This window comes from Streptomyces sp. NPDC096136, assembly GCF_044763325.1.
GTDB lineage: Bacteria > Actinomycetota > Actinomycetes > Streptomycetales > Streptomycetaceae > Streptomyces.
Map to the genome: position 1 here is coordinate 266,745 of NZ_JBIWFZ010000004.1, position 25,610 is coordinate 292,354.

Annotated in this window: 21 protein-coding genes; 18 read left to right on the forward strand and 3 right to left on the reverse strand. The window is 72.1% G+C overall.

Annotation, left to right across the window (positions count from 1 at the left end; all coding sequences use genetic code 11):
* Positions 1-37 precede the first annotated feature (37 nt).
* The 14 genes from ACIRBY_RS10415 to ACIRBY_RS10480 all read left to right on the forward strand — a co-directional run bounded on the left by ACIRBY_RS10415 (position 38) and on the right by ACIRBY_RS10480 (position 16,425).
* Positions 38-2,002, forward strand: coding sequence for a peptidoglycan D,D-transpeptidase FtsI family protein (locus ACIRBY_RS10415; protein WP_403898877.1), 1,965 nt, complete (start codon positions 38-40; stop codon positions 2,000-2,002).
* A gap of 43 nt (positions 2,003-2,045) precedes the next feature.
* Positions 2,046-3,740, forward strand: a complete 1,695-nt coding sequence (locus ACIRBY_RS10420; RefSeq protein WP_403898879.1) for a UDP-N-acetylmuramoyl-L-alanyl-D-glutamate--2,6-diaminopimelate ligase — start codon at positions 2,046-2,048, stop codon at positions 3,738-3,740.
* Positions 3,737-5,161: a UDP-N-acetylmuramoyl-tripeptide--D-alanyl-D-alanine ligase gene (murF, locus tag ACIRBY_RS10425; protein ID WP_403898882.1), complete on the forward strand. Its 1,425-nt coding sequence runs from the start codon at positions 3,737-3,739 to the stop codon at positions 5,159-5,161. The genes ACIRBY_RS10420 and murF overlap by 4 nt, the downstream gene beginning before the upstream one ends.
* Positions 5,158-6,228 (forward strand): phospho-N-acetylmuramoyl-pentapeptide-transferase, encoded by a 1,071-nt coding sequence (mraY, locus tag ACIRBY_RS10430; RefSeq protein WP_079426112.1) that lies wholly within the window; start codon positions 5,158-5,160, stop codon positions 6,226-6,228. Before murF ends, mraY begins: the two co-directional genes overlap by 4 nt.
* Complete coding sequence (gene murD, locus ACIRBY_RS10435) at positions 6,210-7,655, forward strand: UDP-N-acetylmuramoyl-L-alanine--D-glutamate ligase (RefSeq protein WP_403898886.1); 1,446 nt, start codon at positions 6,210-6,212, stop codon at positions 7,653-7,655. The genes mraY and murD overlap by 19 nt, the downstream gene beginning before the upstream one ends.
* A 67-nt stretch (positions 7,656-7,722) precedes the next feature.
* Positions 7,723-9,084: a putative lipid II flippase FtsW gene (ftsW, locus tag ACIRBY_RS10440; RefSeq protein ID WP_403898889.1), complete on the forward strand. Its 1,362-nt coding sequence runs from the start codon at positions 7,723-7,725 to the stop codon at positions 9,082-9,084.
* Between the two features lie 6 nt (positions 9,085-9,090).
* Entirely contained in the window at positions 9,091-10,182 is a 1,092-nt protein-coding gene (gene murG / locus ACIRBY_RS10445; protein WP_403898892.1) for an undecaprenyldiphospho-muramoylpentapeptide beta-N-acetylglucosaminyltransferase, read from the forward strand.
* Positions 10,183-10,205: 23 nt separating this feature from the next.
* A complete protein-coding gene (locus ACIRBY_RS10450) occupies positions 10,206-11,045 on the forward strand; it encodes a cell division protein FtsQ/DivIB (protein WP_403898895.1) in 840 nt (279 codons plus the stop codon).
* A 281-nt stretch (positions 11,046-11,326) separates the two neighbouring features.
* Positions 11,327-12,529 (forward strand): cell division protein FtsZ, encoded by a 1,203-nt coding sequence (gene ftsZ / locus ACIRBY_RS10455; protein ID WP_007263607.1) that lies wholly within the window; start codon positions 11,327-11,329, stop codon positions 12,527-12,529.
* The gene (gene pgeF / locus ACIRBY_RS10460; protein WP_403898899.1) at positions 12,526-13,257 is read left to right on the forward strand and encodes a peptidoglycan editing factor PgeF; all 732 of its coding nucleotides are present in this window, start codon (positions 12,526-12,528) and stop codon (positions 13,255-13,257) included. Before ftsZ ends, pgeF begins: the two co-directional genes overlap by 4 nt.
* A 3-nt stretch (positions 13,258-13,260) precedes the next feature.
* Entirely contained in the window at positions 13,261-13,980 is a 720-nt protein-coding gene (locus ACIRBY_RS10465; protein WP_403898902.1) for a YggS family pyridoxal phosphate-dependent enzyme, read from the forward strand.
* A gap of 149 nt (positions 13,981-14,129) precedes the next feature.
* On the forward strand, positions 14,130-14,747 hold the full coding sequence (locus ACIRBY_RS10470) for a cell division protein SepF (RefSeq protein WP_042809001.1): 618 nt from the start codon (positions 14,130-14,132) through the stop codon (positions 14,745-14,747).
* A 60-nt stretch (positions 14,748-14,807) separates the two neighbouring features.
* Entirely contained in the window at positions 14,808-15,104 is a 297-nt protein-coding gene (locus ACIRBY_RS10475) for a YggT family protein (protein ID WP_030155988.1), read from the forward strand.
* Between the two features lie 82 nt (positions 15,105-15,186).
* On the forward strand, positions 15,187-16,425 hold the full coding sequence (locus tag ACIRBY_RS10480; RefSeq protein WP_042809000.1) for a DivIVA domain-containing protein: 1,239 nt from the start codon (positions 15,187-15,189) through the stop codon (positions 16,423-16,425).
* 256 nt (positions 16,426-16,681) lie between these two features.
* Here ACIRBY_RS10480 and ileS read toward each other — a convergent pair whose 3' ends face one another.
* Positions 16,682-19,834 (reverse strand): isoleucine--tRNA ligase, encoded by a 3,153-nt coding sequence (gene ileS, locus ACIRBY_RS10485; RefSeq protein WP_403898907.1) that lies wholly within the window; start codon positions 19,832-19,834, stop codon positions 16,682-16,684.
* Between the two features lie 521 nt (positions 19,835-20,355).
* Complete coding sequence (locus ACIRBY_RS10490; RefSeq protein WP_403898910.1) at positions 20,356-20,727, reverse strand: hypothetical protein; 372 nt, start codon at positions 20,725-20,727, stop codon at positions 20,356-20,358.
* A 70-nt stretch (positions 20,728-20,797) separates the two neighbouring features.
* Between ACIRBY_RS10490 and ACIRBY_RS10495 the strand changes: the two genes are divergently transcribed.
* The 4 genes from ACIRBY_RS10495 (at position 20,798) to ACIRBY_RS10510 (ending at position 24,556) form a co-directional block, all read left to right on the forward strand.
* Positions 20,798-21,271 carry a TraR/DksA family transcriptional regulator gene (locus ACIRBY_RS10495; RefSeq protein WP_403898913.1) on the forward strand — a complete coding sequence of 158 codons (474 nt, stop codon included), beginning with the start codon at positions 20,798-20,800 and terminating at the stop codon, positions 21,269-21,271.
* Positions 21,272-21,337: 66 nt separating this feature from the next.
* The gene (gene lspA, locus ACIRBY_RS10500; RefSeq protein ID WP_403898916.1) at positions 21,338-21,904 is read left to right on the forward strand and encodes a signal peptidase II; all 567 of its coding nucleotides are present in this window, start codon (positions 21,338-21,340) and stop codon (positions 21,902-21,904) included.
* Between the two features lie 52 nt (positions 21,905-21,956).
* On the forward strand, positions 21,957-22,898 hold the full coding sequence (locus tag ACIRBY_RS10505) for an RluA family pseudouridine synthase (RefSeq protein WP_403898919.1): 942 nt from the start codon (positions 21,957-21,959) through the stop codon (positions 22,896-22,898).
* Positions 22,899-22,963: 65 nt separating this feature from the next.
* Positions 22,964-24,556 (forward strand): Na+/H+ antiporter, encoded by a 1,593-nt coding sequence (locus ACIRBY_RS10510; RefSeq protein ID WP_403898922.1) that lies wholly within the window; start codon positions 22,964-22,966, stop codon positions 24,554-24,556.
* Here the strand turns inward: ACIRBY_RS10510 and ACIRBY_RS10515 are convergent.
* Positions 24,553-25,596 carry a mechanosensitive ion channel family protein gene (locus ACIRBY_RS10515; RefSeq protein ID WP_403899585.1) on the reverse strand — a complete coding sequence of 348 codons (1,044 nt, stop codon included), beginning with the start codon at positions 25,594-25,596 and terminating at the stop codon, positions 24,553-24,555. The two genes, ACIRBY_RS10510 and ACIRBY_RS10515, sit on opposite strands and share 4 nt — an antisense overlap.
* Between the last annotated feature and the right edge of the window lie 14 nt (positions 25,597-25,610).

Consider the following 25,610-nt stretch of genomic DNA (forward strand, 5'->3'; position numbering starts at 1 on the left):
TTCCCCACCGGCCGCCGCCGGACCCCGGAGCCCGTCGGTGAGCCCCAAGGAGCCCCCGCGACGGGTACCGGGCCCGGGCAGGCCCCGCACCGGCGCGCGGCCCCCCGCGCAGCGCACCCCGCACACGATCCGGCTCGGCAGCCCCAGGCCGCGGCTGCGCCTGGTCGGCGTCGGGCTCACCCTCGTGATGCTCGCCTTCGTCGTCCGGCTCCTCCAGGTGCAGGCCGTCGACGCCTCCGCGTACTCCGCCAAGGCCACCGAGAACCGCTTCGCCAGCTACGTCCTGGCCGCCGAGCGCGGGGAGATCACCGACCGCAAGGGCGTCGCCCTGGCCACCAGCGTCGACGCGTACGACATCACCGCCGACCCGAAGATGTTCACCCCCCAGGAGAGCAAGGCCCCCGACGCCCCCGAGCAGGCCGCCGCCCTCCTCGCGCCGATCCTCGGCAAGGACGCCAAGGAGATCGCCGCCCGGCTGAAGACCAAGGACACCCGCTACGTGGTCCTGGCCCGCCGGCAGACCCCCCAGGTCTGGAACCAGATCAAGGACCTCAAGAAGCTCTTCGCCGACAAGGCGGCCGCCGACAAGCGCCGCAACGGGCCGGGCGCCAACGTCATCGCCGGGGTCTTCAACGAGAACAGCAGCAAGCGCGTGTACCCGGGCGGCGACCTCGCCGCCGGGATACTGGGCTACGTCAACGCCGAGGGCAAGGGCGGCGGCGGACTGGAGTCCGCCCTCGACAAGAAGCTGGCCGGCAAGGACGGCGAGATCACCTACGCCCAGTCCGGCGGCCGCCGCGTGCCCACCGCCGGGTCCCACGAGAAGCCCGCCGTGCCCGGCGACGACATCGAGCTGACCATCGACCGCGACATCCAGTGGGCCGCCCAGAGCGCCATCGCGGAGCAGGTCGAGAAGTCCGGCGCCGACCGCGGCTACGTCGTCGTCCAGGACACCCGCACCGGCGAGGTCCTCGCCATGGCCAACGCCCCCGGCTTCGACCCCAACGACCTGACCCGGGCCCGCTCCACCGCCATGGGCAACGCCGCTCTCCAGGACGTGTACGAGCCCGGCTCCACCGCCAAGGTGATCTCCATGGCCGCCGTCCTGGAGGAGAAGAAGGCCGCCCCCGACACCCACGTCGAGGTCCCCAACCGGCTGCACCGCGGCGACCGGCTCTTCAAGGACGACGTCGACCACCCCACCTGGTACCTGACCCTCAACGGGGTCCTCGCCAAGTCCTCCAACATCGGCACCATCCTGGCCACCGGCCAGCTCGGCGCCACCCAGCCCGAGGCCAACAAGGTCCTGTACTCCTACCTGGACCGGTTCGGCATCGGACGGCCCACCGGCCTCGGCTACCCCGGAGAGTCCCGCGGCATCCTCGCCAAGCCGGAGGCCTGGTCCACCTCGCAGCAGTACACGATCCCCTTCGGCCAGGGCCTGTCCCTCAACGCGATGCAGGCGGCCTCCGTCTACTCCACCGTCGCCAACGGCGGCGTCCGCATCACCCCGACCCTGGTCCGCGGCACCAAGGGCCCCGACGGCCGCTTCACCCCGGCCCCGGCGCCCGAACGGACCCGCGTCATCAGCCAGGAGACGGCCAAGAGCCTCTCCGAGATGCTGGAGTCCGTGGTCGACGACCAGGAGGGCACCGGAACCAAGGCGAAGATCCCCGGCTACCGGGTCGGCGGCAAGACCGGCACCTCCAACCGGGTGGATCCGGCCACCGGCCGCTACAAGGGCTACACCGCCTCCTTCGCCGGCTTCGCCCCCGCCGACAACCCGCGGATCACCGTCTACTGCGCCATCCAGAACCCCACCAAGGGCAGCTACTTCGGCGGCCAGATCTGCGGCCCGATCTACAAGACGGTCATGGAGTTCGCACTCAAGACCCTCCAGGTCGCGCCCACCGGAACGGCCCCCGCCGGCCTCCCGGTCACCTACGGAACCGGCCAGCCGCCCGCCGCCCCCAACAGCGCGCAGCCCAGTCCCCAGCCCTGACGGCGAACCGACCGTCCCACCACCCACGCGTGAGGCTCCATCAGTGACAACGATCACCCCGAAACCCGGGAACCAGACGGCCGAAGCCGCCCAGGACGGGCCCTCGCTTCGCGAGCGGCCCGCCGCGCCCGGTACGCTCACCGCCGTGCCCCACGCTGATCAGCCCAGAACCGCCCAGAAAGACGCCCCGGCAGCGCCGCCGGGAGCGCCCCGGCCCGTGAACGCCCGCCCGACCCCCCTGGGCGGGCTGGCCGGCCTGCTGGGTCTGCCCGAGTCCGGCTCCGCTCAGATCACCGGCATCACGCACGACTCCCGTGCCGTGCGCCCCGGCGACCTCTACGCGGCCCTGCCCGGCGCCCGGCTGCACGGCGCCGACTTCGCCGCCCAGGCCGCCGCCCTCGGCGCCGCCGCCGTGCTGACCGACCCGCAGGGCGCCGAACGCGCCGCCGCGACCGGCCTGCCCGTGCTGGCCGTCGAGGACCCGCGCGGCCGGATGGGCGAGCTCGCCGCCGAGATCTACGGCCGCCCCGGCGAAGCCCTGCTCCAGCTCGGCATCACCGGTACCTCCGGCAAGACCACCACCGCGTACCTCGTCGAGGGCGGTCTGCGCGCGGCGGGACGGGCCACCGGACTGGTCGGCACCGTCGAGATGCGCATCGGCGACGAGCGCATCAAGTCCGAGCGCACCACCCCCGAGGCCACCGACCTCCAGGCCCTGTTCGCCGTGATGCGCGAACGCGGCGTCGAGGCCGTCGCCATGGAGGTCTCCAGCCACGCCCTGGTGCTCGGCCGGGTCGACGGCTGCGTCTTCGACGTCGCCGTCTTCAACAACCTCAGCCCGGAACACATGGAGTTCCACTCCGACATGGAGGACTACTTCCAGGCCAAGGCGCAGCTCTTCACCGAGCGCCGCGCCCGCCTGGGCGTGGTCAACGTGGACGACGAGTACGGCCGCCGCCTCGCCAAGGAGTCGGCGATCCCGGTCGTCACCTTCTCCGCCGCCGGCGACCCGGCCGCCGACTGGCGCGCCGAGGACGTGGTCAGCGGCCACATGGACTCCACCCTCACCCTGGTCGGGCCCGAGGGACAGCGCGTACGGGCCAAGGCCCCGCTGCCCGGCCCGTTCAACGTCGCCAACACCGTCGCCGCGGTCGTCACCCTCGCCGCCGCCGGACTCGACCCGCAGACCGCCGCCGACGGCGTCGCCGCGGTCCCCGGCGTCCCCGGCCGCCTGGAGCGCGTCGACGCGGGCCAGCCGTACCTGGCCGTCGTCGACTACGCGCACAAGACCGACGCCGTCGAGTCGGTGCTGCGCGCCCTGCGCGAGGTCACCACCGGCCGGCTGCACATCGTCCTCGGCTGCGGCGGCGACCGCGACACCACCAAGCGCGGCCCGATGGGCGCCGCCGCGGCCCGGTACGCCGACACCGCCGTCCTGACCTCCGACAACCCGCGCTCCGAGGACCCGCTGAAGATCCTCGCCGCGATGTTCGAGGGCGCCGTCTCCGTCCCCGCCGAGGAGCGCGCCGCCGTCCTCGTCGACGCCGACCGGGCCGCGGCCATCGCCGCCGCCGTCGCGCGCGCCGAGGCGGGCGACACCGTCCTCGTCGCGGGCAAGGGCCACGAGCAGGGCCAGGACACCGCGGGCGTGGTACGCCCCTTCGACGACCGCGCCGTGCTCCGCGCGGCCATCGAGAACCAGCAGCGCATCGTCCGACAGGCCGAGGTGAACCCGTGATCGCCCTTTCCCTCGCCGAGATCGCCGACATCACCGGCGGGCGGCCCCACGACATACCCGATCCCTCCGCCCTGATCAGCGGCCCGGTCGTCATCGACTCCCGCCAGGTGGAGCACGGCAGCCTCTTCGCCGCCTTCGCCGGCGAGCACGTCGACGGCCACGACTACGCCGAGCGCGCGGTCGCCGCCGGCGCCGCCGCCGTCCTGGCCGCCCGGCCGGTCGGCGTCCCGGCGATCGTGGTCGACGACGTCGAGAAGGCGCTCGGGGCCCTCGCCCGCGCCGTCGTCGGACGCCTCGGCACCGACGTGGTCGCCCTGACCGGCTCGGCCGGCAAGACCTCCACCAAGGACCTGATCGCCCAGGTGCTGCAGCACCACGCGCCCACCGTGTGGACGCCGGGCTCCCTCAACAACGAGATCGGCCTGCCGCTCACGGCGCTCAAGGCCACCGCGGAGACCCGGCACCTGGTCCTGGAGATGGGCGCCCGAGGCATCGGGCACATCGCCTACCTGACCGGGCTCACCCCGCCGCGCATCGGCCTCGTCCTGAACGTCGGCACCGCCCACATCGGCGAGTTCGGCGGCCGCGAGGCCATCGCCCAGGCCAAGGGAGAGCTGGTCGAGGCCCTCCCGAGCGAGGCCGAGGGCGGGGTCGCCGTCCTCAACGCCGACGACCTGCTGGTGCGCGCGATGACCGGCCGCACGAAGGCCCGTACGGTCCTCTTCGGCGAGGCCGAGGACGCGGACGTACGCGCCACAGAAGTGCGGATGACCCCCGCGGGACAGCCCTCCTTCACACTCCACACACCGACCGGGTGCAGCGATGTGACCTTGCGCCTGTACGGTGAGCACCACGTGTCGAACGCGCTCGCCGCGGCCGCCGTCGCTCATGTCCTGGGCATGTCAGCCGAGGAGATCGCCACGGCGCTCTCCGGGGCGGGCACCCTGTCCCGGTGGCGCATGGAGGTCACCGAGCGGGCGGACGGCGTCACGATCGTCAACGACGCCTACAACGCGAACCCCGAATCCATGCGGGCCGCCCTGCGCGCACTGGCCGCCATGGGCGGTGCCGGCAAGGAGGACGGGGGACGTACGTGGGCGGTGCTCGGCCCCATGGCCGAGCTCGGTGACGCGTCGCTGGCCGAGCACGACGCGGTGGGGCGGCTTGCCGTCCGGCTCAACGTGAGCAGGCTCGTGGCAGTCGGGGGCAGGGAAGCGTCCTGGCTGCAGCTGGGCGCATATAACGAGGGTTCGTGGGGTGAGGAGTCGGTGCTCGTGTCCGACGCGCAGGCGGCGGTCGACCTGTTGCGCAGAGAACTGCGCCCGGGGGACGTCGTGCTGGTGAAGGCTTCCAGGTCGGTCGGTCTGGAGCGGGTGGCGCTGGCGCTGCTCGAGGGCGAGGGCGAGGTCGCCGGCCGATGAGGCAGATCCTGTTCGCCGGTGTCATCGGCATGTTCCTCACCGTCATCGGCACCCCGCTGCTGATCAAGCTGCTGGCCCGCAAGGGCTACGGCCAGTTCATCCGCGACGACGGCCCCCGCGGCCACGCGGGCAAGAAGGGCACGCCCACCATGGGCGGTATCTCCTTCATCCTGGCCACGCTCATCGCGTACGCCCTGACGAAGGTCATCACCGGCGAGGAGCCCTCCTTCTCGGGCCTGCTGGTGCTCTTCCTGATGGCGGGCATGGGCCTGGTCGGCTACCTGGACGACTACATCAAGATCGTCAAGCGGCGTTCGCTCGGTCTGCGGGCCAAGGCCAAGATGGCCGGCCAGCTGATCGTCGGCATCGCCTTCGCCGTGCTCGCGCTCCAGTTCAAGGACTCGCGCGGGCTCACCCCGGCCTCGACCAAGCTGTCGTTCGTCACGGACTTCGGCTGGGCCATCGGCCCGGTGCTGTTCGTGGTCTGGGCCCTCTTCATGATCCTGGCCATGTCCAACGGCGTGAACCTGACCGACGGTCTGGACGGCCTCGCCACCGGCGCCGCCGTGATGGTCTTCGGCGCCTACACCTTCATCGGCGTCTGGCAGCACCAGGAGTCCTGCGCCAACGCGGTGACCCTGACCAACCCCAACGCCTGCTTCGAGGTCCGCGACCCGCTGGACCTCGCGGTCGTCGCCTCCGCCCTCATGGGAGCCTGCTTCGGCTTCCTGTGGTGGAACACCTCGCCCGCCAAGATCTTCATGGGCGACACCGGCTCGCTCGCGCTCGGCGGCGCGCTCGCGGGTCTCGCCATCTGCTCCCGCACGGAGTTCCTGATGGCGCTCCTCGGCGGCCTCTTCGTGCTCATCACGATGTCGGTCGTCATCCAGGTCGGCTCCTTCAAGCTGACCGGCAAGCGAGTCTTCCGAATGGCCCCGCTCCAGCACCACTTCGAACTCAAGGGCTGGTCAGAAGTCCTTGTCGTGGTCCGCTTCTGGATCATCCAGGGCATGTGCGTGATCGTGGGTCTCGGCCTCTTCTACGCAGGATGGGCAGCGGACAAGTGACCCCCTGGCAGGACCGGAACATCACCGTCGCCGGCCTCGGCGTGAGCGGCATCAGCGCCGCCCGCGCCCTGGCCGGCCTCGGCGCCGTCGTGACCGTCGTCGACGGCGGGGACAGCGAGGGCCACCGGGCCCGGGCCGCCGAGCTGGAGGCCGAGGCCAAGGGCGTCACCGTGCGCCTCGGCGACGCCGAGACCCTGCCCGAGGGCACCGACCTCGTCGTCACCTCGCCCGGCTGGAAGCCCGACAGCCCCCTGTTCGCGGCCGCCGCCGCGGCCGGCGTGGACGTCGTCGGCGACGTCGAGATCGCCTGGCGGCTGCGCGGCGAGGACGCCGCCCCCTGGCTGGCCATCACCGGCACCAACGGCAAGACCACCACCACCCAGATGCTGGCCTCGATCCTGCGGGCCGCCGGTCTGCGCACCGCGGCCGTCGGCAACATCGGCACGCCCATCATCGACGTGGTGACCGGCGAGGAGACGTACGACGTCCTCGCCGTGGAGCTCTCCAGCTACCAGCTGCACTGGGCGCCCTCCGTGCGCGCCCACTCGGCGGCCGTCCTCAACCTGGCCCCCGACCACCTCGACTGGCACGGCTCCATGGAGGCGTACGCCGCCGACAAGGGCCGCATCTACGAGGGCAACACGGTCGCCTGCGTCTACAACGTCGCCGACCCGGCCACCGAGCGCCTGGTCGAGGAGGCCGACGTCGAGGAGGGCTGCCGGGCCATCGGCTTCACCCTCGGTGCCCCGGCCCCGTCCATGCTCGGCGTGGTCGACGGGATCCTGGTCGACCGGGCGTTCGTGCAGGACCGGCAGAAGAACGCGCAGGAGCTGGCGCACGTCGACGACGTCAACCCGCCCGCCCCGCACAACATCGCCAACGCCCTCGCGGCGGCGGCCCTGGCCCGCGCCTTCGGCGTCGAGCCGCGCGCCGTGCGCGACGGGCTGCGCGACTTCCGCCCCGACGCGCACCGCGTGGCGTACGTGGACGAGGTCGACGGGGTCCGCTACGTCGACGACTCCAAGGCGACCAACACCCATGCCGCGGAGGCCTCCCTGGCGGCCTTCGAGCCGGTCGTCTGGATCGCCGGCGGCCTCGCCAAGGGCGCGACCTTCGACGAGCTCGTGCAGAAGTCCGCCAAGCGGCTGCGGGGCGTGGTGCTCATGGGCGCCGACCGGGCGCTCATCGCCGAGGCGCTGGCGCGACACGCGCCCGAGGTCCCGGTGACCGACCTCGAACGGACCGACACTGGGGCGATGCTCGCAGCGGTCCGGGAAGCGGCCCGGCTCGCGGAACCCGGAGACACCGTCCTGCTGGCGCCCGCGTGCGCCTCGATGGACATGTTCGCGAACTACAACAAGCGGGGCGACGCGTTCGCCGACGCGGTGCGCGAACTCGCCTCCGGGAGCGCCGCGGACACGGCCTAGCCGAGGGCGCCCGACAGGTTCCCCCGGCCGGCTGCTCGCCTCGTACGAGTGGAGGGGAAGATCACAGATGCCGGCCAGACAGATGCTGCCGGGACGGCGGCCCCCCGCCGTCAAGGCGCAGGGCCGCAAACGTCCCGCCCCCGGTGCCAAGCGGCCCGCCCGGGGCGGGCCGCTGGAGCGGCTGCGGCGCACGCGGCGGCAGTTGACCAAGGCCTGGGACCGCCCGCTCACCGCCTATTACCTGATTTTCGGCAGCTCGCTGCTCATCACCGTGCTGGGCCTGGTGATGGTCTACTCGGCGTCCATGATCAAGGCCCTCCAGCTGGGCCTGGGAGACGCCTACTTCTTCAAGAAGCAGTTCCTGGCCGCCGTGATCGGCGGCGTCCTGCTGCTGGCCGCCTCCCGCATGCCGGTCAAGCTGCACCGGGCGCTGTCCTACCCCGTGCTCGCCGGCACCCTGTTCCTGATGGTCCTGGTCCAGGTCCCCGGGATAGGGGTCTCCATCAACGGCAACCAGAACTGGATCTCCCTGGGCGGCCCGTTCATGCTCCAGCCCAGCGAGTTCGGCAAGCTGGCGCTGATCCTCTGGGGCGCCGACCTGCTGGCCCGCAAGGGCGACAAGGGGCTCCTGACCCAGTGGAAGCACCTGCTGGTGCCGCTGGTCCCGGTCGCCTTCCTGCTGCTCGGGCTCATCATGCTCGGCGGGGACATGGGCACCGCGATGATCCTCGGAGCCGTCCTGTTCGGCCTGTTGTGGCTCGCCGGGGCGCCGACGCGGCTGTTCGCCGGAGTGCTCGCCTTCGCGGGTGTGATCGTCGCACTGCTCATCAAGACCAGCCCGCACCGCATGGACCGGCTCGCCTGCATCGGGGCGACGGAACCGGGCAGGAACGACCTCTGCTGGCAGGCCGTACACGGGATCTACGCCCTCGCATCCGGCGGATGGTTCGGTTCCGGCCTGGGTGCGAGTGTGGAAAAATGGGGGCAACTGCCCGAAGCCCATACCGACTTCATCTTTGCCATCACCGGTGAGGAACTGGGCCTGGCGGGGACGCTGTCGGTGCTCGCCCTGTTCGCGGCTCTAGGCTATGCGGGTATCCGCGTGGCCGGACGCACGGAGGACTCCTTCGTACGGTATGCCGCGGGAGGCGTGACCACCTGGATCACGGCCCAGGCCGTGATCAACATCGGTGCGGTGCTCGGTCTGCTGCCGATCGCAGGGGTGCCCCTCCCGCTGTTCTCCTACGGGGGGTCCGCCCTGTTGCCGACCATGTTCGCGGTCGGACTGCTCATCGCGTTCGCGCGGGAGGAGCCGGCGGCGCGCGCGGCGCTCGCGATGCGGCAGCCGAGAGGCGGCTGGCGGCGGAGCGGGCCGATATGGAAGTCGATGAGACGGCGCGTCAAGAGGCGTCCGTCCGGAGAGCGGTGAATTTCGGTGCATGTCGTACTCGCCGGTGGGGGGACCGCCGGCCACATCGAGCCGGCGCTCGCCCTCGCGGACGCCCTGCGCAGGCAGGACCCGACCGTGGGCATCACCGCCCTCGGCACGGAGCGCGGACTCGAAACCCGCCTCGTGCCGGAGCGCGGCTACGAGCTGGGCCTGATCCCCGCCGTGCCGCTGCCCCGCAAGCCCACTCCGGAGCTGATCACCGTCCCCGGGCGGCTGCGCGGCACCATCAAGGCCGCCGAGGAGATCCTCGTCCGCACCAAGGCCGACGTGGTCGTCGGCTTCGGCGGCTACGTGGCCCTGCCCGGCTACCTGGCCGCCAAACGGCTCGGGGTGCCGATCATCGTCCACGAGGCCAACGCCCGGCCCGGACTGGCCAACAAGATCGGCTCCCGCTACGCGCACGCCGTCGCCGTCTCCACCCCCGACAGCAAGCTCCGCGGCGCCCGCTACGTGGGCATCCCGCTGCGCCGCTCCATCTCCACCCTCGACCGCTCCGCCGTGCGCCCCGAGGCGCGGGCCGCCTTCGGCCTCGACCCCAACCTGCCGACGCTGCTCGTCTCCGGCGGCTCGCAGGGCGCCCGCCGCCTCAACGAGACCATCCAGCAGGCCGCGCCGGCCCTCCAGCGCTCCGGGATCCAGATCCTGCACGCGGTCGGTCCGAAGAACGAACTGCCGCGTGTCGACAACATGCCCGGGATGCCGCCCTATGTCCCGGTACCGTACGTGGACCGGATGGACCTCGCGTACGCCGCCGCCGACATGATGCTGTGCCGCGCGGGCGCGATGACCGTCGCCGAACTCTCCGCCGTCGGACTGCCGGCCGCCTACGTACCGCTGCCCATCGGCAACGGCGAACAGCGGCTCAACGCCCAGCCGGTGGTCAAGGCCGGCGGCGGCCTCCTCGTCGACGACGCGGAACTGACGCCCGACTGGGTGCTGGGCCAGGTCCTCCCGGTGCTGTCCGATCCGCACCGCCTGTACGAGATGTCCCGCGCCGCCGCCGAGTTCGGCCGCCGGGACGCCGACGAGATCCTCGTCGGCCTCGTCCACGAGGCGATCGCGGCCGCACGCGGGTAACCGCTGACCCAGGAGGCGCATCAGTGGCCGGAGCGACGACGGCACGACGCGGACCGTCCGGCCGGGCGGGCAAGGGCGGCAGGGGTGCGGGAGCGCCCAAGCCGCCCCGGCCGCCCAAGTCGCCGAAGGGCGCCGGCCCGCGCCGGTTCGGCGGCGGGAGGCCGCGCCGGGTCCGCCTGCTGGTGACCCTCGCGGCGGCGGCGCTGCTCGCCGGGGGCGCCGCCTGGGCCCTCTACGGGTCCTCCTGGCTGCGTGTGGAGAAGGTCACGGCATCCGGCACCGAGGTGCTCACCCCCGAGCAGGTCCTGTCCGCCGCGGCCGTGCCCGTCGGCGCCCCGCTGGTCAGCGTGGACACCGACGAGATCGCCGGCCGGGTGCGCGCCCGGCTGTCCCGCATCGATTCGGTCGATGTGGTGCGGGCCTGGCCGCACGGGATCGGGCTGAAAGTGACGGAACGCAAACCGGTCCTGCTCATCAAAAAGGGCACGGACTTCATCGAAGTGGACGCGACGGGTGCGCGGTTCGACACGGTTGCGAAAGCACCCGTCGGCGTTCCGCTCCTCGAAATGGCCGCGGACCGGTCGCCGAGCGCGCGCCGCTTCGACGAGGAGCGGCTGCTGCGGGAGGCGGTGGGCATCGCGGGAAGCCTTCCCGACGCAGTCGCGAAGGAGACGTTGCAGGTCAAGGTGGGGTCGTTCGACTCGGTCGTGCTGGAGCTGACGAAGGGCCGCACCGTGGTGTGGGGGAGCGGCGAACTGGGTGAGGCCAAAGGCCGGGCGCTGACCGCCCTGCTGAAAGCCGCGCCCAGGGCCGAGCACTTCGACGTGAGCGTTCCCACGGCCCCGGCGGTGTCCGGGAGTTGACGTCGGGTCGAGCACCGACGCACCCTGGTTGGCCACCGATACGGGTGATCACATAGGGTGAAAAGAAAAACGGGAGGTTCGGCGTGTTCGTTGAACACGCGCTACTTGTCGACTTAGTGTCCTGTTCGGAAGAGTCCAAGGAACAGACACACTCCTAACCCTAAACTTCAGGGTTAGGGTTCGGGTCGGCGCGTAGCGGACCGTCCCACATTTCGGCATCAGTCGTCGCACCGCAGGCCTGCGAGGCGGCGACACGTAACTCGAGGCGAGAGGCCTTCGACGTGGCAGCACCGCAGAACTACCTCGCAGTCATCAAGGTCATCGGTGTCGGCGGCGGTGGTGTCAATGCCATCAACCGAATGATCGAGGTCGGTCTCAAGGGCGTCGAGTTCATCGCCATCAACACGGACGCCCAGGCGCTGTTGATGAGCGACGCCGACGTCAAGCTCGACGTCGGCCGCGAACTCACCCGGGGCCTCGGCGCCGGAGCCAACCCGGCCGTCGGCCGCAAGGCGGCAGAGGACCACCGCGAGGAGATCGAGGAGGTCCTCAAGGGGGCCGACATGGTCTTCGTCACCGCCGGCGAGGGCGGCGGCACCGGCACGGGCGGCGCGCCCGTCGTCGCCAACATCGCGCGCTCGCTGGGCGCCCTGACGATCGGCGTGGTCACCCGCCCGTTCACCTTCGAGGGCCGGCGCCGCGCGAACCAGGCGGAGGACGGCATCGCCGAGCTCCGCGAAGAGGTCGACACCCTCATCGTCATCCCCAACGACCGCCTGCTGTCCATCTCGGACCGCCAGGTCTCGGTGCTCGACGCCTTCAAGTCGGCCGACCAGGTGCTGCTCAGCGGCGTCCAGGGCATCACCGACCTGATCACCACCCCGGGCCTGATCAACCTCGACTTCGCCGACGTCAAGTCCGTGATGTCCGAGGCCGGCTCGGCCCTGATGGGCATCGGCTCCGCCCGCGGCGACGACCGCGCCGTGGCCGCGGCCGAGATGGCGATCTCCTCGCCGCTGCTGGAGGCGTCCATCGACGGCGCCCGCGGCGTGCTGCTCTCCATCTCCGGCGGCTCGGACCTCGGTCTCTTCGAGATCAACGAGGCCGCGCAGCTGGTGAGCGAGGCCGCGCACCCCGAGGCCAACATCATCTTCGGCGCCGTCATCGACGACGCCCTGGGCGACGAGGTCCGGGTCACGGTCATCGCGGCCGGCTTCGACGGCGGCCAGCCCCCGGCCCGCCGGGACAACGTCATCGGCGCCGCGTCCACCAAGCGCGAGGAGCCGGCCCCCGCGCCGGTCCGCGCCCCCGAGCCGGTCCGCCCGGCCTTCGGCGGACTCGGCACCGTGACGCCCCGCGAGGAGCCCCCGGCCCCGGTCGAGATCCCGGTCGAGACCGCGCCGGCCCCGCCGCAGGTCCCGACGGCCCGGCCCTACCAGGACAGCCCGGCCGAAGAGCTGGACGTTCCGGACTTCTTGAAGTGACGCTGGAGCAGCATCACGAGAGCGGCGCCCACTTCGCCTTCACCGACCGGTGGGGCGGGGTGAGCGCCGTTCCGTACGAGGAGCTCAATCTCGGCGGCGCGGTCGGCGACGACCCGGCCGCCGTTCGCGCGAACCGGGCGGCCGCCGCGAAGGAGCTGGGCATCGACCCGGACCTGGTGGTCTGGATGAACCAGGTGCACGGGCGGGACGTGGCCGTGGTCGACGGGCCCTGGGGCTCCGCCGCGGACATCCCCTCGGTGGACGCGGTGGTGACCGCCCGTCGGGGCCTCGCCCTCGCCGTGCTCACCGCCGACTGCACCCCCGTGCTGCTGGCCGACCCCGTCGCCGGGGTCGCCGGAGCCGCCCACGCCGGGCGGCCCGGGCTGGTGGCCGGGGTGGTGCCCGCCGCCGTCGAGGCGATGGTGGCCCTCGGCGCCGACCCCGCGCGCATCGTCGCCCGTACCGGCCCCGCCGTCTGCGGGCGCTGCTACGAGGTGCCGGCCGAGATGCGGGAGGCGGTCGCCGGGGTGGTGCCGGCCGCGTGGGCCGAGACCAGCTGGGGGACGCCGGCCGTCGACGTGGTCGCCGGGGTGCACGCGCAGCTCGCGGAGGCGGGGGTGGCGCAGGGACACCGCTCCCCGGTCTGCACACTGGAGTCGCGGGACCACTTCTCGTACCGCCGCGACCGGGTGACCGGGCGGCTTGCCGGATATGTCTGGTTGGACTGACTGATGACGGATCGTAAGGCCGAGCTCGCCGAGAACCTCGCGCGGGTGGAGGAGCGGATCGCCTCCGCCTGCGCGGCGGCCGGCCGCCCCCGGGACGAGGTGACCCTCATCGTGGTCACCAAGACCTACCCGGCGACCGACGTACGCCTCCTGGCGGACCTGGGCGTCCGTCATGTGGCGGAAAACCGCGACCAGGATGCCGCTCCCAAGGCTGCGGCCTGCGCGGATCTGTCCCTGAACTGGCACTTCGTGGGCCAGTTGCAGACGAACAAGGTCCGTTCCGTGGCGGGATACGCGCAGGTGGTGCAGTCGGTCGACCGGCCGAGGCTCGTCACGGCGCTCTCGGCCGCCGCAGTGGCGCAGGGGCGGGAGATCGGCTGCCTCGTGCAGATCGCCCTCGACGCCGAGTCGGGGGAGCGCGGGACCCGGGGCGGTGCCGCGCCGGAGCAGATGGCCGAGTTGGCGGATCTCGTCGCCGGGGCGCCGGGGCTGCGGATCGACGGCCTCATGACCGTCGCACCCCTCGCCGGCCGCTACGCGGGACGCGAACGGGCCGCCTTCGAGCGGATGATGGAATTGTCATCCGGCCTGCGGGCGGACCATCCGGCTGCCACGATGGTGTCGGCAGGAATGAGCGCCGACCTGGAACAGGCCGTACTGGCCGGTGCGACACATGTGCGCGTCGGCACTGCGGTACTCGGCGCGAGACCCCGGCTCGGGTAACGTCGCGAAGAAAGTCGGACCACAGCAGAAAATATGGTCATTTCCGCAGATGAGCGGACAGACCACGTGGATCGCGGGCAGTTGGTGACTTTGGTGACACAGCGACACCTGCGACAGGGCGATCCACCACAGAGCGGAGGACTCGGAGAATGGCCGGCGCGATGCGCAAGATGGCGGTCTACCTCGGCCTCGTGGAGGACGACCGGTACGACAACCCGGGGTACGACCCCGATGACGAATTCGAGCCCGAGCCGGAGCCCGAGCGCCCCCGGGAGAGGGACCGGCGACAGCAGCCCGTGCACCAATCGCCCGTAACGGACGAACCGGTACGAGCAGTGCAGCCGCCGGCGCCGCGCGAACCCCTCCCAATTCCGTCAGAAAACGGACGTCCTGCGCGAATTGCCCCCGTGGCATCCATCACACCTGACCGCACCAACCTGGAGAAGAACGCCCCCGTGATCATGCCCAAGGTCGTCTCCGAGCGGGAGCCGTACCGCATCACGACGCTGCACCCCCGGACCTACAACGAGGCCCGTACCATCGGGGAACACTTCCGTGAGGGCACCCCGGTGATCATGAATCTCACGGAGATGGACGACACCGACGCGAAGCGTCTGGTCGACTTCGCGGCCGGCCTCGTCTTCGGTCTGCACGGCAGTATTGAACGCGTGACACAGAAGGTGTTCCTGCTGTCGCCTGCTAACGTCGATGTCACGGCGGAGGACAAGGCCCGCATCGCGGAGGGCGGGTTCTTCAACCAAAGCTAGACCGATCCGTCAGATACGGGGCCGGGAACAGAGCGGGAGCAGGGGAGAGGGAAGCGCGGGATGGGCGTCGCACTGCAGGTGGTCTACATCGCGCTGATGTGCTTCCTCATCGTGCTGATCTTCCGACTGGTCATGGACTACGTGTTCCAGTTCGCACGTTCATGGACACCCGGCAAGGCGATGGTGGTCGTTCTGGAGGCCACCTACACTGTCACCGATCCACCGCTCAAACTCCTGCGGCGGTTCATCCCGCCGTTGCGTCTCGGGGGCGTGGCGCTCGACCTGTCCTTCTTCGTTCTGATGATCATCGTTTACATCCTCATCAGCTTCGTGAGCACCGCTGCGAGAAGCGTGTGAACGATGAGCTCCCCCGTGCCTGCGGGGACAGTCCCGATACGGTCCTGCCGACTGCCGACGACTACGTAGAGGTGAAGAAGACATGCCGCTGACTCCCGAGGACGTGCGGAACAAGCAGTTCACGACCGTCCGCCTGCGAGAAGGCTATGACGAGGACGAGGTCGATGCCTTCCTCGACGAGGTCGAGGCCGAGCTGACGCGCCTGCTGCGCGAGAACGAGGACCTGCGCGCGAAGCTGGCCGCCGCCACGCGAGCCGCCGCGCAGAGCCAGCAGCAGGCGAACATGCGCAAGCCGGAGCCCCAGGACCAGCGAGGCCCGGGTGCCCCCGTGCCCGCGGCCATATCCGGCCCGCCGCAGCCGCAGCAGCCGCAGATGGGTCCGCCGCAGCTCCCGGGCGGCCAGCCCCAGCTGCCGGGCGGCCAGCCCCAGCTTCCCCCGGGCCCCGGCGGACACGGACCGCAGGGTCCGGGCCCGATGGGCGGCCCCATGCAGCAGCAGTCCATGGGTGGCCAGCACCCGATGGCGCCGCAGCAGCAGATGGGCCAGCAGCCCATGCCGCAGCAGATGCAGCAGCAGTCGATGGGCGGCCAGAACCAGCTCGGCCAGCCCATGGGCCAGCAGATGCAGCCCATGGGGCAGCAGATGCAGCCGATGGGCCAGCAGATGCAGCCCATGCAGCAGCCGCAGCTGCCGCAGCAGGGCCCCGGTGGCGACAGCGCCGCCCGCGTCCTGTCGCTCGCGCAGCAGACCGCCGACCAGGCGATCGCGGAGGCCCGCTCCGAGGCCAACAAGATCGTCGGCGAGGCGCGTTCCCGCGCCGAGGGCCTGGAGCGGGACGCCCGCGCCAAGGCCGACGCGCTGGAGCGGGACGCCCAGGAGAAGCACCGCGTCGCGATGGGCTCCCTGGAGTCCGCCCGCGCCACGCTGGAGCGCAAGGTCGAGGACCTGCGGGGCTTCGAGCGCGAGTACCGTACGCGTCTGAAGTCCTACCTGGAGTCGCAGCTGCGCCAGCTGGAGACCCAGGCCGACGACTCGCTGGCCCCGCCGCGCACCCCGGCCGGCCCGGCCCTGCCGCCGTCGCCGTCCCCGTCGATGGCTCCGGCCGGCGCCATGGGCATGGGTGGCCCGTCCCCGATGGGCGGCCCGTCCCCCATGGGCGGCCCCTCCCCGATGAGCGGTGGTCCGTCCTACGGCGGGCAGCAGCAGATGTCCCCGGCGATGACGCAGCCGATGGCTCCGGTGCGGCCGGCCGCGCCGCAGCCGATGCAGCAGGCGCCGTCTCCCATGCGGGGCTTCCTGATCGACGAGGACGACAACTGACGTAGCCGTCGGCAGTCTCTACGGGCCGGGCCCGGTTCCCCTGAGGGGGCACCGGGCCCGGCCCGTTTCCGTTCCCGGGGGTGCGGGTGCCCGCGGCGCCGGCTCCGCCCCCAGACCCCCGCGCCTCAATCGCCGGCGGGGCTGGAACCGGCCCCGCCGGCGATTGAGGCGGGAACGGTGGAAGGGCGGGGAGGGGAGACGACACGAAAGCGGCGCCCCCCGCACGGGGAGGGCGCCGCTTCGGTGGGCCGGAGGGCTACGCCTTGCGGAGGCGGAACGTCAGGGACAGGGGCTCGTCCTCGAACGGGGCGCCGTACGAGGCGTCGGCCTCTCCGGAGGCGAAGTCCGTCGCGAGGACCTCGTCCGCGATCAGGGCCGCGTGGTCCGTGAGGGCCGTGACGACCTCCTCGGACGTGGACGACCAGCGGAGGGCGATGCGGTCCGCCACGTCGAGGCCGGAGTTCTTGCGGGCCTCCTGGATCAGCCGGATCGCGTCACGGGCCAGGCCCGCCAGCCGCAGCTCCGGGGTGATCTCCAGGTCGAGCGCGACCGTGGCACCGGAGTCCGAGGCCACCGACCAGCCCTCGCGCGGGGTCTCGGTGATGATGACCTCCTCCGGGGTGAGGGTCACCTCCTCGCCGTTCACCGTCACGACCGCCGAGCCGGAGCGCAGCGAGAGGGACAGGGCGGCGGCGTCGGCCGCGGCCACCGCCTTCGCCACGTCCTGCACGCCCTTGCCGAACCGCTTGCCCAGCGCCCGGAAGTTGGCCTTCGCCGTCGTGTCCACCAGGGAGCCGCCCACCTCGGAGAGGGAGGCCAGCGAGGAGACGTTCAGCTCCTCCGTGATCTGGGCCTGGAGCTCCGGCGACAGCGCGTCGAAGCCGACCGCGCCGACCAGCGCCCGCGACAGGGGCTGGCGGGTCTTGACGCCCGACTCGGCGCGCGTGGCCCGGCCCAGCTCCACCAGGCGGCGGACCAGCAGCATCTGCTGGGAGAGCGTCGGGTCGATCGCGGAGGCGTCCGCCGCCGGCCACGTGGACAGGTGCACCGACTCCGGGGCCCCCGGCGTGACCGGGACGACCATGTCCTGCCAGACCCGCTCCGTGATGAAGGGGGTCAGCGGGGCCATGAGCCGGGTGACCGTCTCGACGACCTCGTGCAGCGTGCGCAGCGCCGCCTTGTCGCCCTGCCAGAACCGGCGGCGCGAGCGGCGCACGTACCAGTTGGACAGGTCGTCGACGAAGGCGGACAGCAGCTTGCCGGCGCGCTGGGTGTCGTACGACTCCATCGCCTCCGTGACCTCGGAGACGAGGGTGTTCAGCTCGGACAGCAGCCACTTGTCCAGCACCGTGCGGTCCGCCGGCGCCGGGTCGGCCTCCGAGGGGGCCCAGCCGGACGTCCGCGCGTACAGGGCCTGGAAGGCCACCGTGTTCCAGTACGTGAGGAGCGTCTTGCGGACGACCTCCTGGATCGTGCCGTGGCCCACGCGCCGCGCCGCCCACGGGGAGCCGCCGGCCGCCATGAACCAGCGCACCGCGTCCGCGCCGTGCTGGTCCATGAGCGGGATCGGCTGGAGGATGTTGCCGAGGTGCTTGGACATCTTGCGGCCGTCCTCGGCGAGGATGTGGCCCAGGCAGACCACGTTCTCGTAGGAGGACTTGTCGAAGACCAGGGTGCCGACCGCCATCAGGGTGTAGAACCACCCGCGGGTCTGGTCGATCGCCTCCGAGATGAACTGCGCCGGGTAGCGCTTCTCGAAGATCTCCTTGTTCTTGTACGGGTAGCCCCACTGCGCGAACGGCATCGAGCCCGAGTCGTACCAGGCGTCGATGACCTCCGGGACGCGGACGGCGGTCAGGCCGCAGCCCTCGGCGGTGCACGCGAAGGTCACGTCGTCGATGTACGGGCGGTGCGGGTCCAGGGCGGAGTGGTCCTGCCCGGACAGCTCGCTCAGCTCGGCGCGCGAGCCGACGCAGGTGAGGTGGTCCTCCTCGCAGCGCCAGATCGGCAGCGGGGTGCCCCAGTAGCGGTTGCGGGAGAGCGCCCAGTCGATGTTGTTGTTCAGCCAGTCGCCGAAGCGGCCCTGCTTGACCGAGTCCGGGAACCAGTTGGTCTTCTCGTTCTCCCGCAGCATCGCGTCCTTGACGGCGGTGGTGCGGATGTACCAGGACGGCTGCGCGTAGTAGAGCAGGGCCGTGTGGCAGCGCCAGCAGTGCGGGTAGCTGTGCTCGTAGGCGATGTGCTTGAAGAGCAGGCCGCGCGCGTCGAGGTCGGCGGTCAGCTTCTCGTCGGCCTTCTTGAAGAAGACGCCGCCGACGAGCGGGACCTCCTCCTCGAAGGTGCCGTCGGCGCGGACCGGGTTCACGACCGGCATGCCGTACGAGCGGCAGACCGCGAGGTCGTCGGCGCCGAAGGCCGGGGCCTGGTGGACCAGACCGGTGCCGTCCTCGGTGGTGACGTACTCGGCGTTGACCACGTAGTGCGCGGCCTCGGGCTCGGGGAACTCGACGAGGGCGAAGGGGCGCTCGTAGGTCCAGCGCTCCATCTCCTTGCCCGTGAAGCTCTCGCCGGTGGCCTCCCAGCCCTCGCCGAGCGCCTTCTCCAGCAGCGGCTGGGCGACGACCAGCTTCTCGTTGCCGTCCGTGGCGACGACGTACGTGACCTCGGGGTGGGCCGCGACGGCGGTGTTGGAGACCAGGGTCCACGGGGTGGTGGTCCACACGACCAGGGCCGCCTCGCCGGCGAGGGGGCCGGAGGTCAGCGGGAAGCGGACGTAGACGGAGGGGTCGACGACGGTCTCGTAGCCCTGCGCCAGCTCGTGGTCCGAGAGGCCGGTGCCGCAGCGCGGGCACCAGGGGGCGACGCGGTGGTCCTGGACCAGCAGGCCCTTGTTGAAGATCTCCCTCAGCGACCACCACACCGATTCCACGTACTCGGGGTCCATGGTCCGGTACGCGTCGTCCAGGTCGACCCAGTAGCCCATGCGGGTCGTGAGCTCGGTGAACGCGTCGGTGTGGCGGGTCACGGACTCACGGCACTTGGCGTTGAACTCGGCGATGCCGTACGCCTCGATGTCCTGCTTGCCGTTGAAGCCGAGCTCCTTCTCGACGGCGAGCTCGACCGGCAGGCCGTGGCAGTCCCAGCCGGCCTTGCGGGCCACGTGGTAGCCGCGCATGGTGCGGAAGCGGGGGAAGACGTCCTTGAAGACGCGGGCCTCGATGTGGTGGGCGCCGGGCATGCCGTTCGCGGTGGGCGGGCCCTCGTAGAAGACCCACTCGGGGCGTCCCTCGGACTGCTCCAGCGTCTTGGCGAAGGTCTTGCTCTCGCGCCAGAAGTCGAGGACGGCGTGTTCGAGGGCGGGCAGGTCGACCTGGGCGGGTACCGGGCGGTACTGCGGCGGTGTGGTCATGAGGCTGAACTCTTCCTCCGGCGGGTGTGTCACTTCCGTCCGGAGGGACGAGAGCGTCTGCTGCTCCCGCGGTACCACCCTCCTTGGCCTCCGGACGGGTCCGGCGGCCCCCTCATTGGGGTGCGAAGCCGGTTCTACCGGCCCGACGGGAACCCCGTGCGGGCTTTCTTCCGGCGGCTCCGGGGTGATCCTTCACGTCGCGCTCGCCCCCGGGCTCTCACCGTCCCCGGGTCGCTCCTGGCTGCGTCCGACGCTACTCGTCCCCATCCATGCCTCTCGCTGCGCCCAGTGTACGGGCCGGGGCGCGGCTCGGCAGACCGGTTTACGGCGGGGCGCGGCGGGTCGCGGGAGGGGCCGCGGCGTGACCCGGACGGCCCGACGGGCGGGCCGGGGACCCGCCGGGGCGGGCGGGGCGGATTACGGGGGCTCCCGCTGGGCACAACGGATGCAGGTTGACCTCGATGGACGCGTGCCCCGTTGCCGTGGGGTCGGAGGCGATTTATCGTTCCGGCACGATTTGGCTAAAAAGGCCACATCCGGTGAAAAGGGGCCGCGGCCATGGTGGCGAAGAAGACGGCGACACGGGAGGTGGCTGCGGTGCCGGGCTCCACGGCTGCCGCCGAGCGGGCCGCTCCGGAGGAGAAGAAGGCCCCGGCGAGGAAGGCGGCCCCGGCGAAGAAGGCCGCCGCCGCGAAGGCGGCCCCGGCGGGGAAGGCAGCCGCGAAGGAGGCCCCGGCCGGGAGGGCGGCCGCCGGGAAGCCCGCGGCGAGGAAGGCGGCGGCCGGGACGGCCGCGAAGGAGGCGGCGGCCGCGAAGGACACGGCCGGGCGGGCCCCCGCGAAGAAGACGGCGGCGAAGAAGACGGCGGCGAAGAAGACGGCCGCCGGGAACACTCCGGCCGAGAAGGCCCCGGCGGAGGTCGACGGGGCGGCCCCGGCCGCGCGGAAGACGGGAGCTCGGAAAGTGGTTGCGAAGAAGACCGCGGGCGCGGCCCGCAAGACGGCCGAGGACACGGCGGGCGGCCCCGCGGCCGCCACCCCCGGCGAGCTCGCCGTACGCCCCGGGGAGGAGCCCTGGACCGCCGAGGAGGTCGCGGAGGCCCGTACGGAGCTGCTCTCCGAGGTGATGCGGCTGCGCGTGGAGCTGGAGGCCTCCGAGATGGCCATCTCGGGCCTGATGCGGGACTCGGGCGACGGCGCGGGCGACGACCAGGCCGACACCGGCACCAAGAACATCACGCGGGAGTCCGAGCTGGCCCTCGCCGCGAACGCCACCTCCATGCTGGAGCAGACCGAGCGGGCCCTGGAACGGCTGGAGGCGGGCACGTACGGGCTCTGCGAGAACTGCGGCAAGCCCATCGGCAAGGCGCGCATGCAGGCCTTCCCGCGCGCCACGCTGTGCGTGGACTGCAAGCAGAGGCAGGAGCGACGGCACTAGCCAGGACCTACGCACCCTGACGTACTCTCGTGTCTCGTCGGGATCGGGCTAGTTCGAGGGACTCACGTGGCAGAGGCGGAGCGCATCATCGGTACGCCGGAGGTCGGGGACGACGCCGAGCCGCAGTCGGAGCCCGCCGCGCCCCGCGGGCGCAGGCGGATCACGGCGCTGCTCGTCGTGGCGGTGCTGGCGTACCTCCTCGACCTCGGCAGCAAGATGCTGGTCGTGGCCCGGCTGGAGCACCAGCCGCCGATCGAGATCGTCGGGAACCTGCTGAAGTTCGACGCCATCCGCAACCCCGGCGCGGCCTTCGGCTTCGGCGAGGCCTTCACGATCATCTTCACCGTGATCGCGGCGACCGTGATCGTGGTCATCATCCGGCTGGCCCGCAAGCTGTACAGCCTGCCGTGGGCGATCGCCCTGGGGCTGCTGCTGGGCGGCGCGCTGGGCAACCTGACCGACCGGATCTTCCGCTCGCCGGGCGTGTTCCGGGGCGCGGTGGTCGACTTCATCGCGCCGGCCCACTTCGCCGTCTTCAACCTCGCCGACTCGGCGATCGTGTGCGGCGGCATCCTGATCGTCCTGCTCTCCTTCAGGGGCCTGGACCCGGACGGCACCGTCCACAAGGACTGAGGGCGGGGCTCGCGCGGGAATGGTCTTCCGCCGAGTCCTGCATACTCGACGGGTGAGTACGATTCCCGAGATCCGCACCCTGCCCGTTCCCGATGGCCTGGAAGGCGAGCGCGTCGACGCCGCCATCGCCCGTATGTTCGGTTTTTCCCGGACGAAGGCGGCCGAACTGGCCTCGGAGGGGAAGGTCTCGGTCGACGGCAGCGTCGTCGGCAAGTCCGAGCGCGTCCACGGCGGCGCCTGGCTCGAGGTCGAGATGCCCGCCCCGCCGCGGCCGGTCGAGCTGGTGGCCGAGCCGGTCCCGGGCATGGAGATCGTCCACGACGACGACGACATCGTGGTCATCATGAAGCCGGTGGGCGTCGCGGCCCACCCGAGCCCCGGCTGGACCGGCACCACCGTCATCGGCGGCCTCGCCGCGGCCGGCTACCGGATCTCCACCTCGGGCGCGTCCGAGCGCCAGGGCATCGTGCACCGCCTCGACGTCGGCACGTCCGGCCTGATGGCCGTGGCCAAGTCGGAGCGCGCCTACACCTCGCTGAAGAACCAGTTCCGCGAGCGCGTCGTGGACAAGCGGTACCACGCGCTGGTCCAGGGCCACCCGGACCCCATGAGCGGCACCATCGACGCGCCGATCGGGCGCCACCCCAACGCGGACTACAAGTGGGCGGTGACCCAGGACGGCAAGGCCTCGGTCACCCACTACGACCTGATCGAGGCGTTCCGGGCGGCGTCGCTGCTGGACATCAAGCTGGAGACGGGGCGCACGCACCAGATCCGCGTGCACATGTCCGCGCACCGGCACCCGTGCGTGGGCGACCTGACCTACGGGGCCGACCCGACCGTCGCCAAGCGCCTCGGCCTCACCCGCCAGTGGCTGCACGCCGTGCGGCTGGGCTTCGAGCACCCGGCCGACGGCCAGTGGGTGGAGTTCGAGAGCGGCTACCCGGCGGACCTCCAGCACGCCCTGGACGTGATCCGGGCCGAGAGCCAGTAGGCGGCCCTGCGGGGCGGGGGCCCAAATCCCCGGGTGCGGCGCGGCCTCCTGGCAGGGTGTAGCGGGTGGATCAGCTCGCTCTGCTCTTCGTGCTGCTGCTCGGGGCCGTCGTCACCGTCCCGCTCGGGGACCGGCTGGGGCTGCCCGCCCCCGTGCTGATGACCCTCGGCGGGGTCGTGCTGGCGCTGGTGCCGGCCGTGCCCAACGTGGACATCCCGCCCGAGTACATCCTCCCCCTGCTGCTGCCGCCCCTGCTGTACGCCTCCGCGCAGCGCACCTCCTGGCGGCAGTTCGCGGCCAACGTCCGGCCGATCCTGCTGCTGGCCGTGGCCCTGGTCTTCGTGACCACCGCCGCCGTGGCCGCCGTCGCGAACGCCGTGGTCCCCGGGCTGCCCGTCGCGGCGGCCGTCGCGCTCGGCGCGCTCGTGGCCCCGCCCGACCCCGTCGCGGCCACCGCGGTGGCCGGGTCGCTCGGGATGCCGCGCCGGATGGTGTCGATCCTGGAGGGCGAGGGGCTCTTCAACGACGTCACCGCGATCGTCCTCTACCACGTCGCCATCGCCGCCGCGGTGAGCGGCAGCTTCTCCTGGCCCGCCGCGCTCGGAGAGTTCGTCCTGTCCGCGGTGGTCGCCGTGGCCGTCGGGCTCGCGCTCGGCTGGGCCACGAACCGGCTGATGGACCGGCTCGGCGACGCCACCCTCCAGATCGGCCTGACACTGCTGGTGCCGTTCGTCTCGTACGTGGTGGCCGAGGAGCTCCAGGGGTCGGGGGTGCTGGCCGTCCTGACCACCGCCCTGTTCCTCGCCGAGTACGCCACCGACGCCGATGACGTGCTGGGGCGCCTGGCCGGGCACACCTTCTGGGAGGTCATCGACGTCCTCGTCACCGGCGTGGCCTTCGGGCTGATCGGGCTGGAGCTGCACAACGTCTTCGGCGTCGCGAAGGGCCGCGAGTGGCAGATGGCCGGATGGGCCGCCGCCGTGGTCGTCGTGGTGGTCGCCGTGCGGCTGGCGTGGCTGCTGCCGGCGGGCTGGCTGGCGAAGAAGCTCCACGGCCGGCGCGACTACGACGAGGAGATCCCGCTGAGCTGGCGGGAGAGCGTGGTGATGTGGTGGGCGGGGATGCGGGGGGTGGCCTCGGTGGCGCTGGCCCTGGCCATCCCGCTCAGGACGGACGCCGGGGACCCCTTCCCGGACCGGGACGAGATCATCTTCACCGCCTTCGCCGTGATCATGGCCACCCTGGTGTTCCAGGGGCTGACCCTGCCCTGGCTGGTGCGGCGGCTGGGCGTGGAGGCCGACACGGACGCCGAACGGGACACCGAGCGGGCGCTCGCGCTGCGCGCGGCGAAGGCGGCGAAGCGGCGGCTCAGGGAGATCGAGGAGGTCGAGGAGCTCCCGGAGGACCTGGTCGAGGTCCTGTACCGGCGCGCGTACGACGTGGGGGCGAGGATCAGCCCCGACCTGGTCGACGAGGAGCGGCGGGAGGCGTACGCGAAGCGCGTGGAGCGGATCCGGCAGGTCCAGCGGATCCAGCGGGAGATGATGTCCGCCGCCCGCCACGAGGTGCTCTCGGCCCGCAGCGAGCCGGGTGCCGACCCGGAGATCGTCGACCGGGTGCTGCGGCACCTGGACGTCCGCAGTCTGCGGAGCGCCTAGGGGCTGCGGTCCGGGGCGGGCTCCGGCGGGGTGGCGCGGGGGAGGGTGTGCGGGTGCTCGGCCGCCAGCCAGGCGATCAGCTGCTCGCGGACCGCGCACCGCAGGGTCCACAGGTCGCCGGCGTCCTTGGCGGTGACCACGGCGCGGACCACGATCGTGCTGGGTGTGGTGTCCGTCACGGCCAGGCCGCCGGTGCGGCCGTCCCATTCGGGGATGTCCTTGAGGAGCTCCGCGAGCTTGTCCCGCATCAGGGCGACCGGCGCCGAGTGGTCCAGGTGCCACAGCACCGTCCCGGTGATCTGGGAGCCGCCGCGGGACCAGTTCTCGTGCGGCTTGCTCGTGAAGTACGAGACCGGCATCGTGATGCGGCGCTCGTCCCAGGTGCGGACCACGAGGAAGGTCAGGGTGATCTCCTCGACGGTGCCCCACTCCTTGTCCACGACCACCGTGTCCCCGATGCGCACGGTGTCGCCGAAGGCGATCTGCAGCCCGGCGAAGAGGTTCCCGAGGGAGGCCTGGGCGGCGATGCCGGCCACGATGCCGAGGACGCCGGCCGAGGCCAGCACCGAGGCGCCGAGGGTGCGCATCGCGGGGAAGGTCAGCAGCATCGCGGCGGCGGCCACCACGACGGCCACGGCGGTGAGCACCCGCTGGATCAGCGCGACCTGGGTGCGCACCCGCCGCACCCGCGCGTCGTCCGGCGCGGAGGCGGCGTAGCGGGCGCAGGCGGAGTCGACGACCGCGGTGGCGATGCGGACGAGCAGCCAGGCCGTCGAGGCGATCTGCACCAGGGTCAGGACGTGGCCCACGGCGCCCGCGTGGGCGGGCAGGACGTGCGCCGGCCGGTACGCGGCCTGGAACGCGGCCGTGGCCAGGACGAGCCGGAAGGGCGGGACGCAGCGGCGCAGCAGCCCCCACAGCGGGGTCTCGGGGTGCCGGGCGTCGGCCCGGCGCAGCAGCAGGTCGAGGAGCCGGCCGGCGAGCAGGGTGAGGAGCAGTGCGGCGCAGACGGCGGCGGCGGGACGCAGGACGTTCTCCATCTCCATGCGGGAGA

What these genes read in the sequence shown, in the direction of transcription:
- ACIRBY_RS10515 (WP_403899585.1), bottom strand. Translation starts at nt 25,596, where the DNA reads ATGGAGAACGTCCTGCGTCCCGCCGCCGCCGTCTGCGCCGCACTGCTC.
- ACIRBY_RS10480 (WP_042809000.1), top strand. Translation starts at nt 15,187, where the DNA reads ATGCCGCTGACTCCCGAGGACGTGCGGAACAAGCAGTTCACGACCGTC.
- ACIRBY_RS10465 (WP_403898902.1), top strand. Translation starts at nt 13,261, where the DNA reads ATGACGGATCGTAAGGCCGAGCTCGCCGAGAACCTCGCGCGGGTGGAG.
- ACIRBY_RS10475 (WP_030155988.1), top strand. Translation starts at nt 14,808, where the DNA reads ATGGGCGTCGCACTGCAGGTGGTCTACATCGCGCTGATGTGCTTCCTC.
- ACIRBY_RS10470 (WP_042809001.1), top strand. Translation starts at nt 14,130, where the DNA reads ATGGCCGGCGCGATGCGCAAGATGGCGGTCTACCTCGGCCTCGTGGAG.
- mraY (WP_079426112.1), top strand. Translation starts at nt 5,158, where the DNA reads ATGAGGCAGATCCTGTTCGCCGGTGTCATCGGCATGTTCCTCACCGTC.
- ftsW (WP_403898889.1), top strand. Translation starts at nt 7,723, where the DNA reads ATGCCGGCCAGACAGATGCTGCCGGGACGGCGGCCCCCCGCCGTCAAG.
- ileS (WP_403898907.1), bottom strand. Translation starts at nt 19,834, where the DNA reads ATGACCACACCGCCGCAGTACCGCCCGGTACCCGCCCAGGTCGACCTG.
- murD (WP_403898886.1), top strand. Translation starts at nt 6,210, where the DNA reads ATGGGCAGCGGACAAGTGACCCCCTGGCAGGACCGGAACATCACCGTC.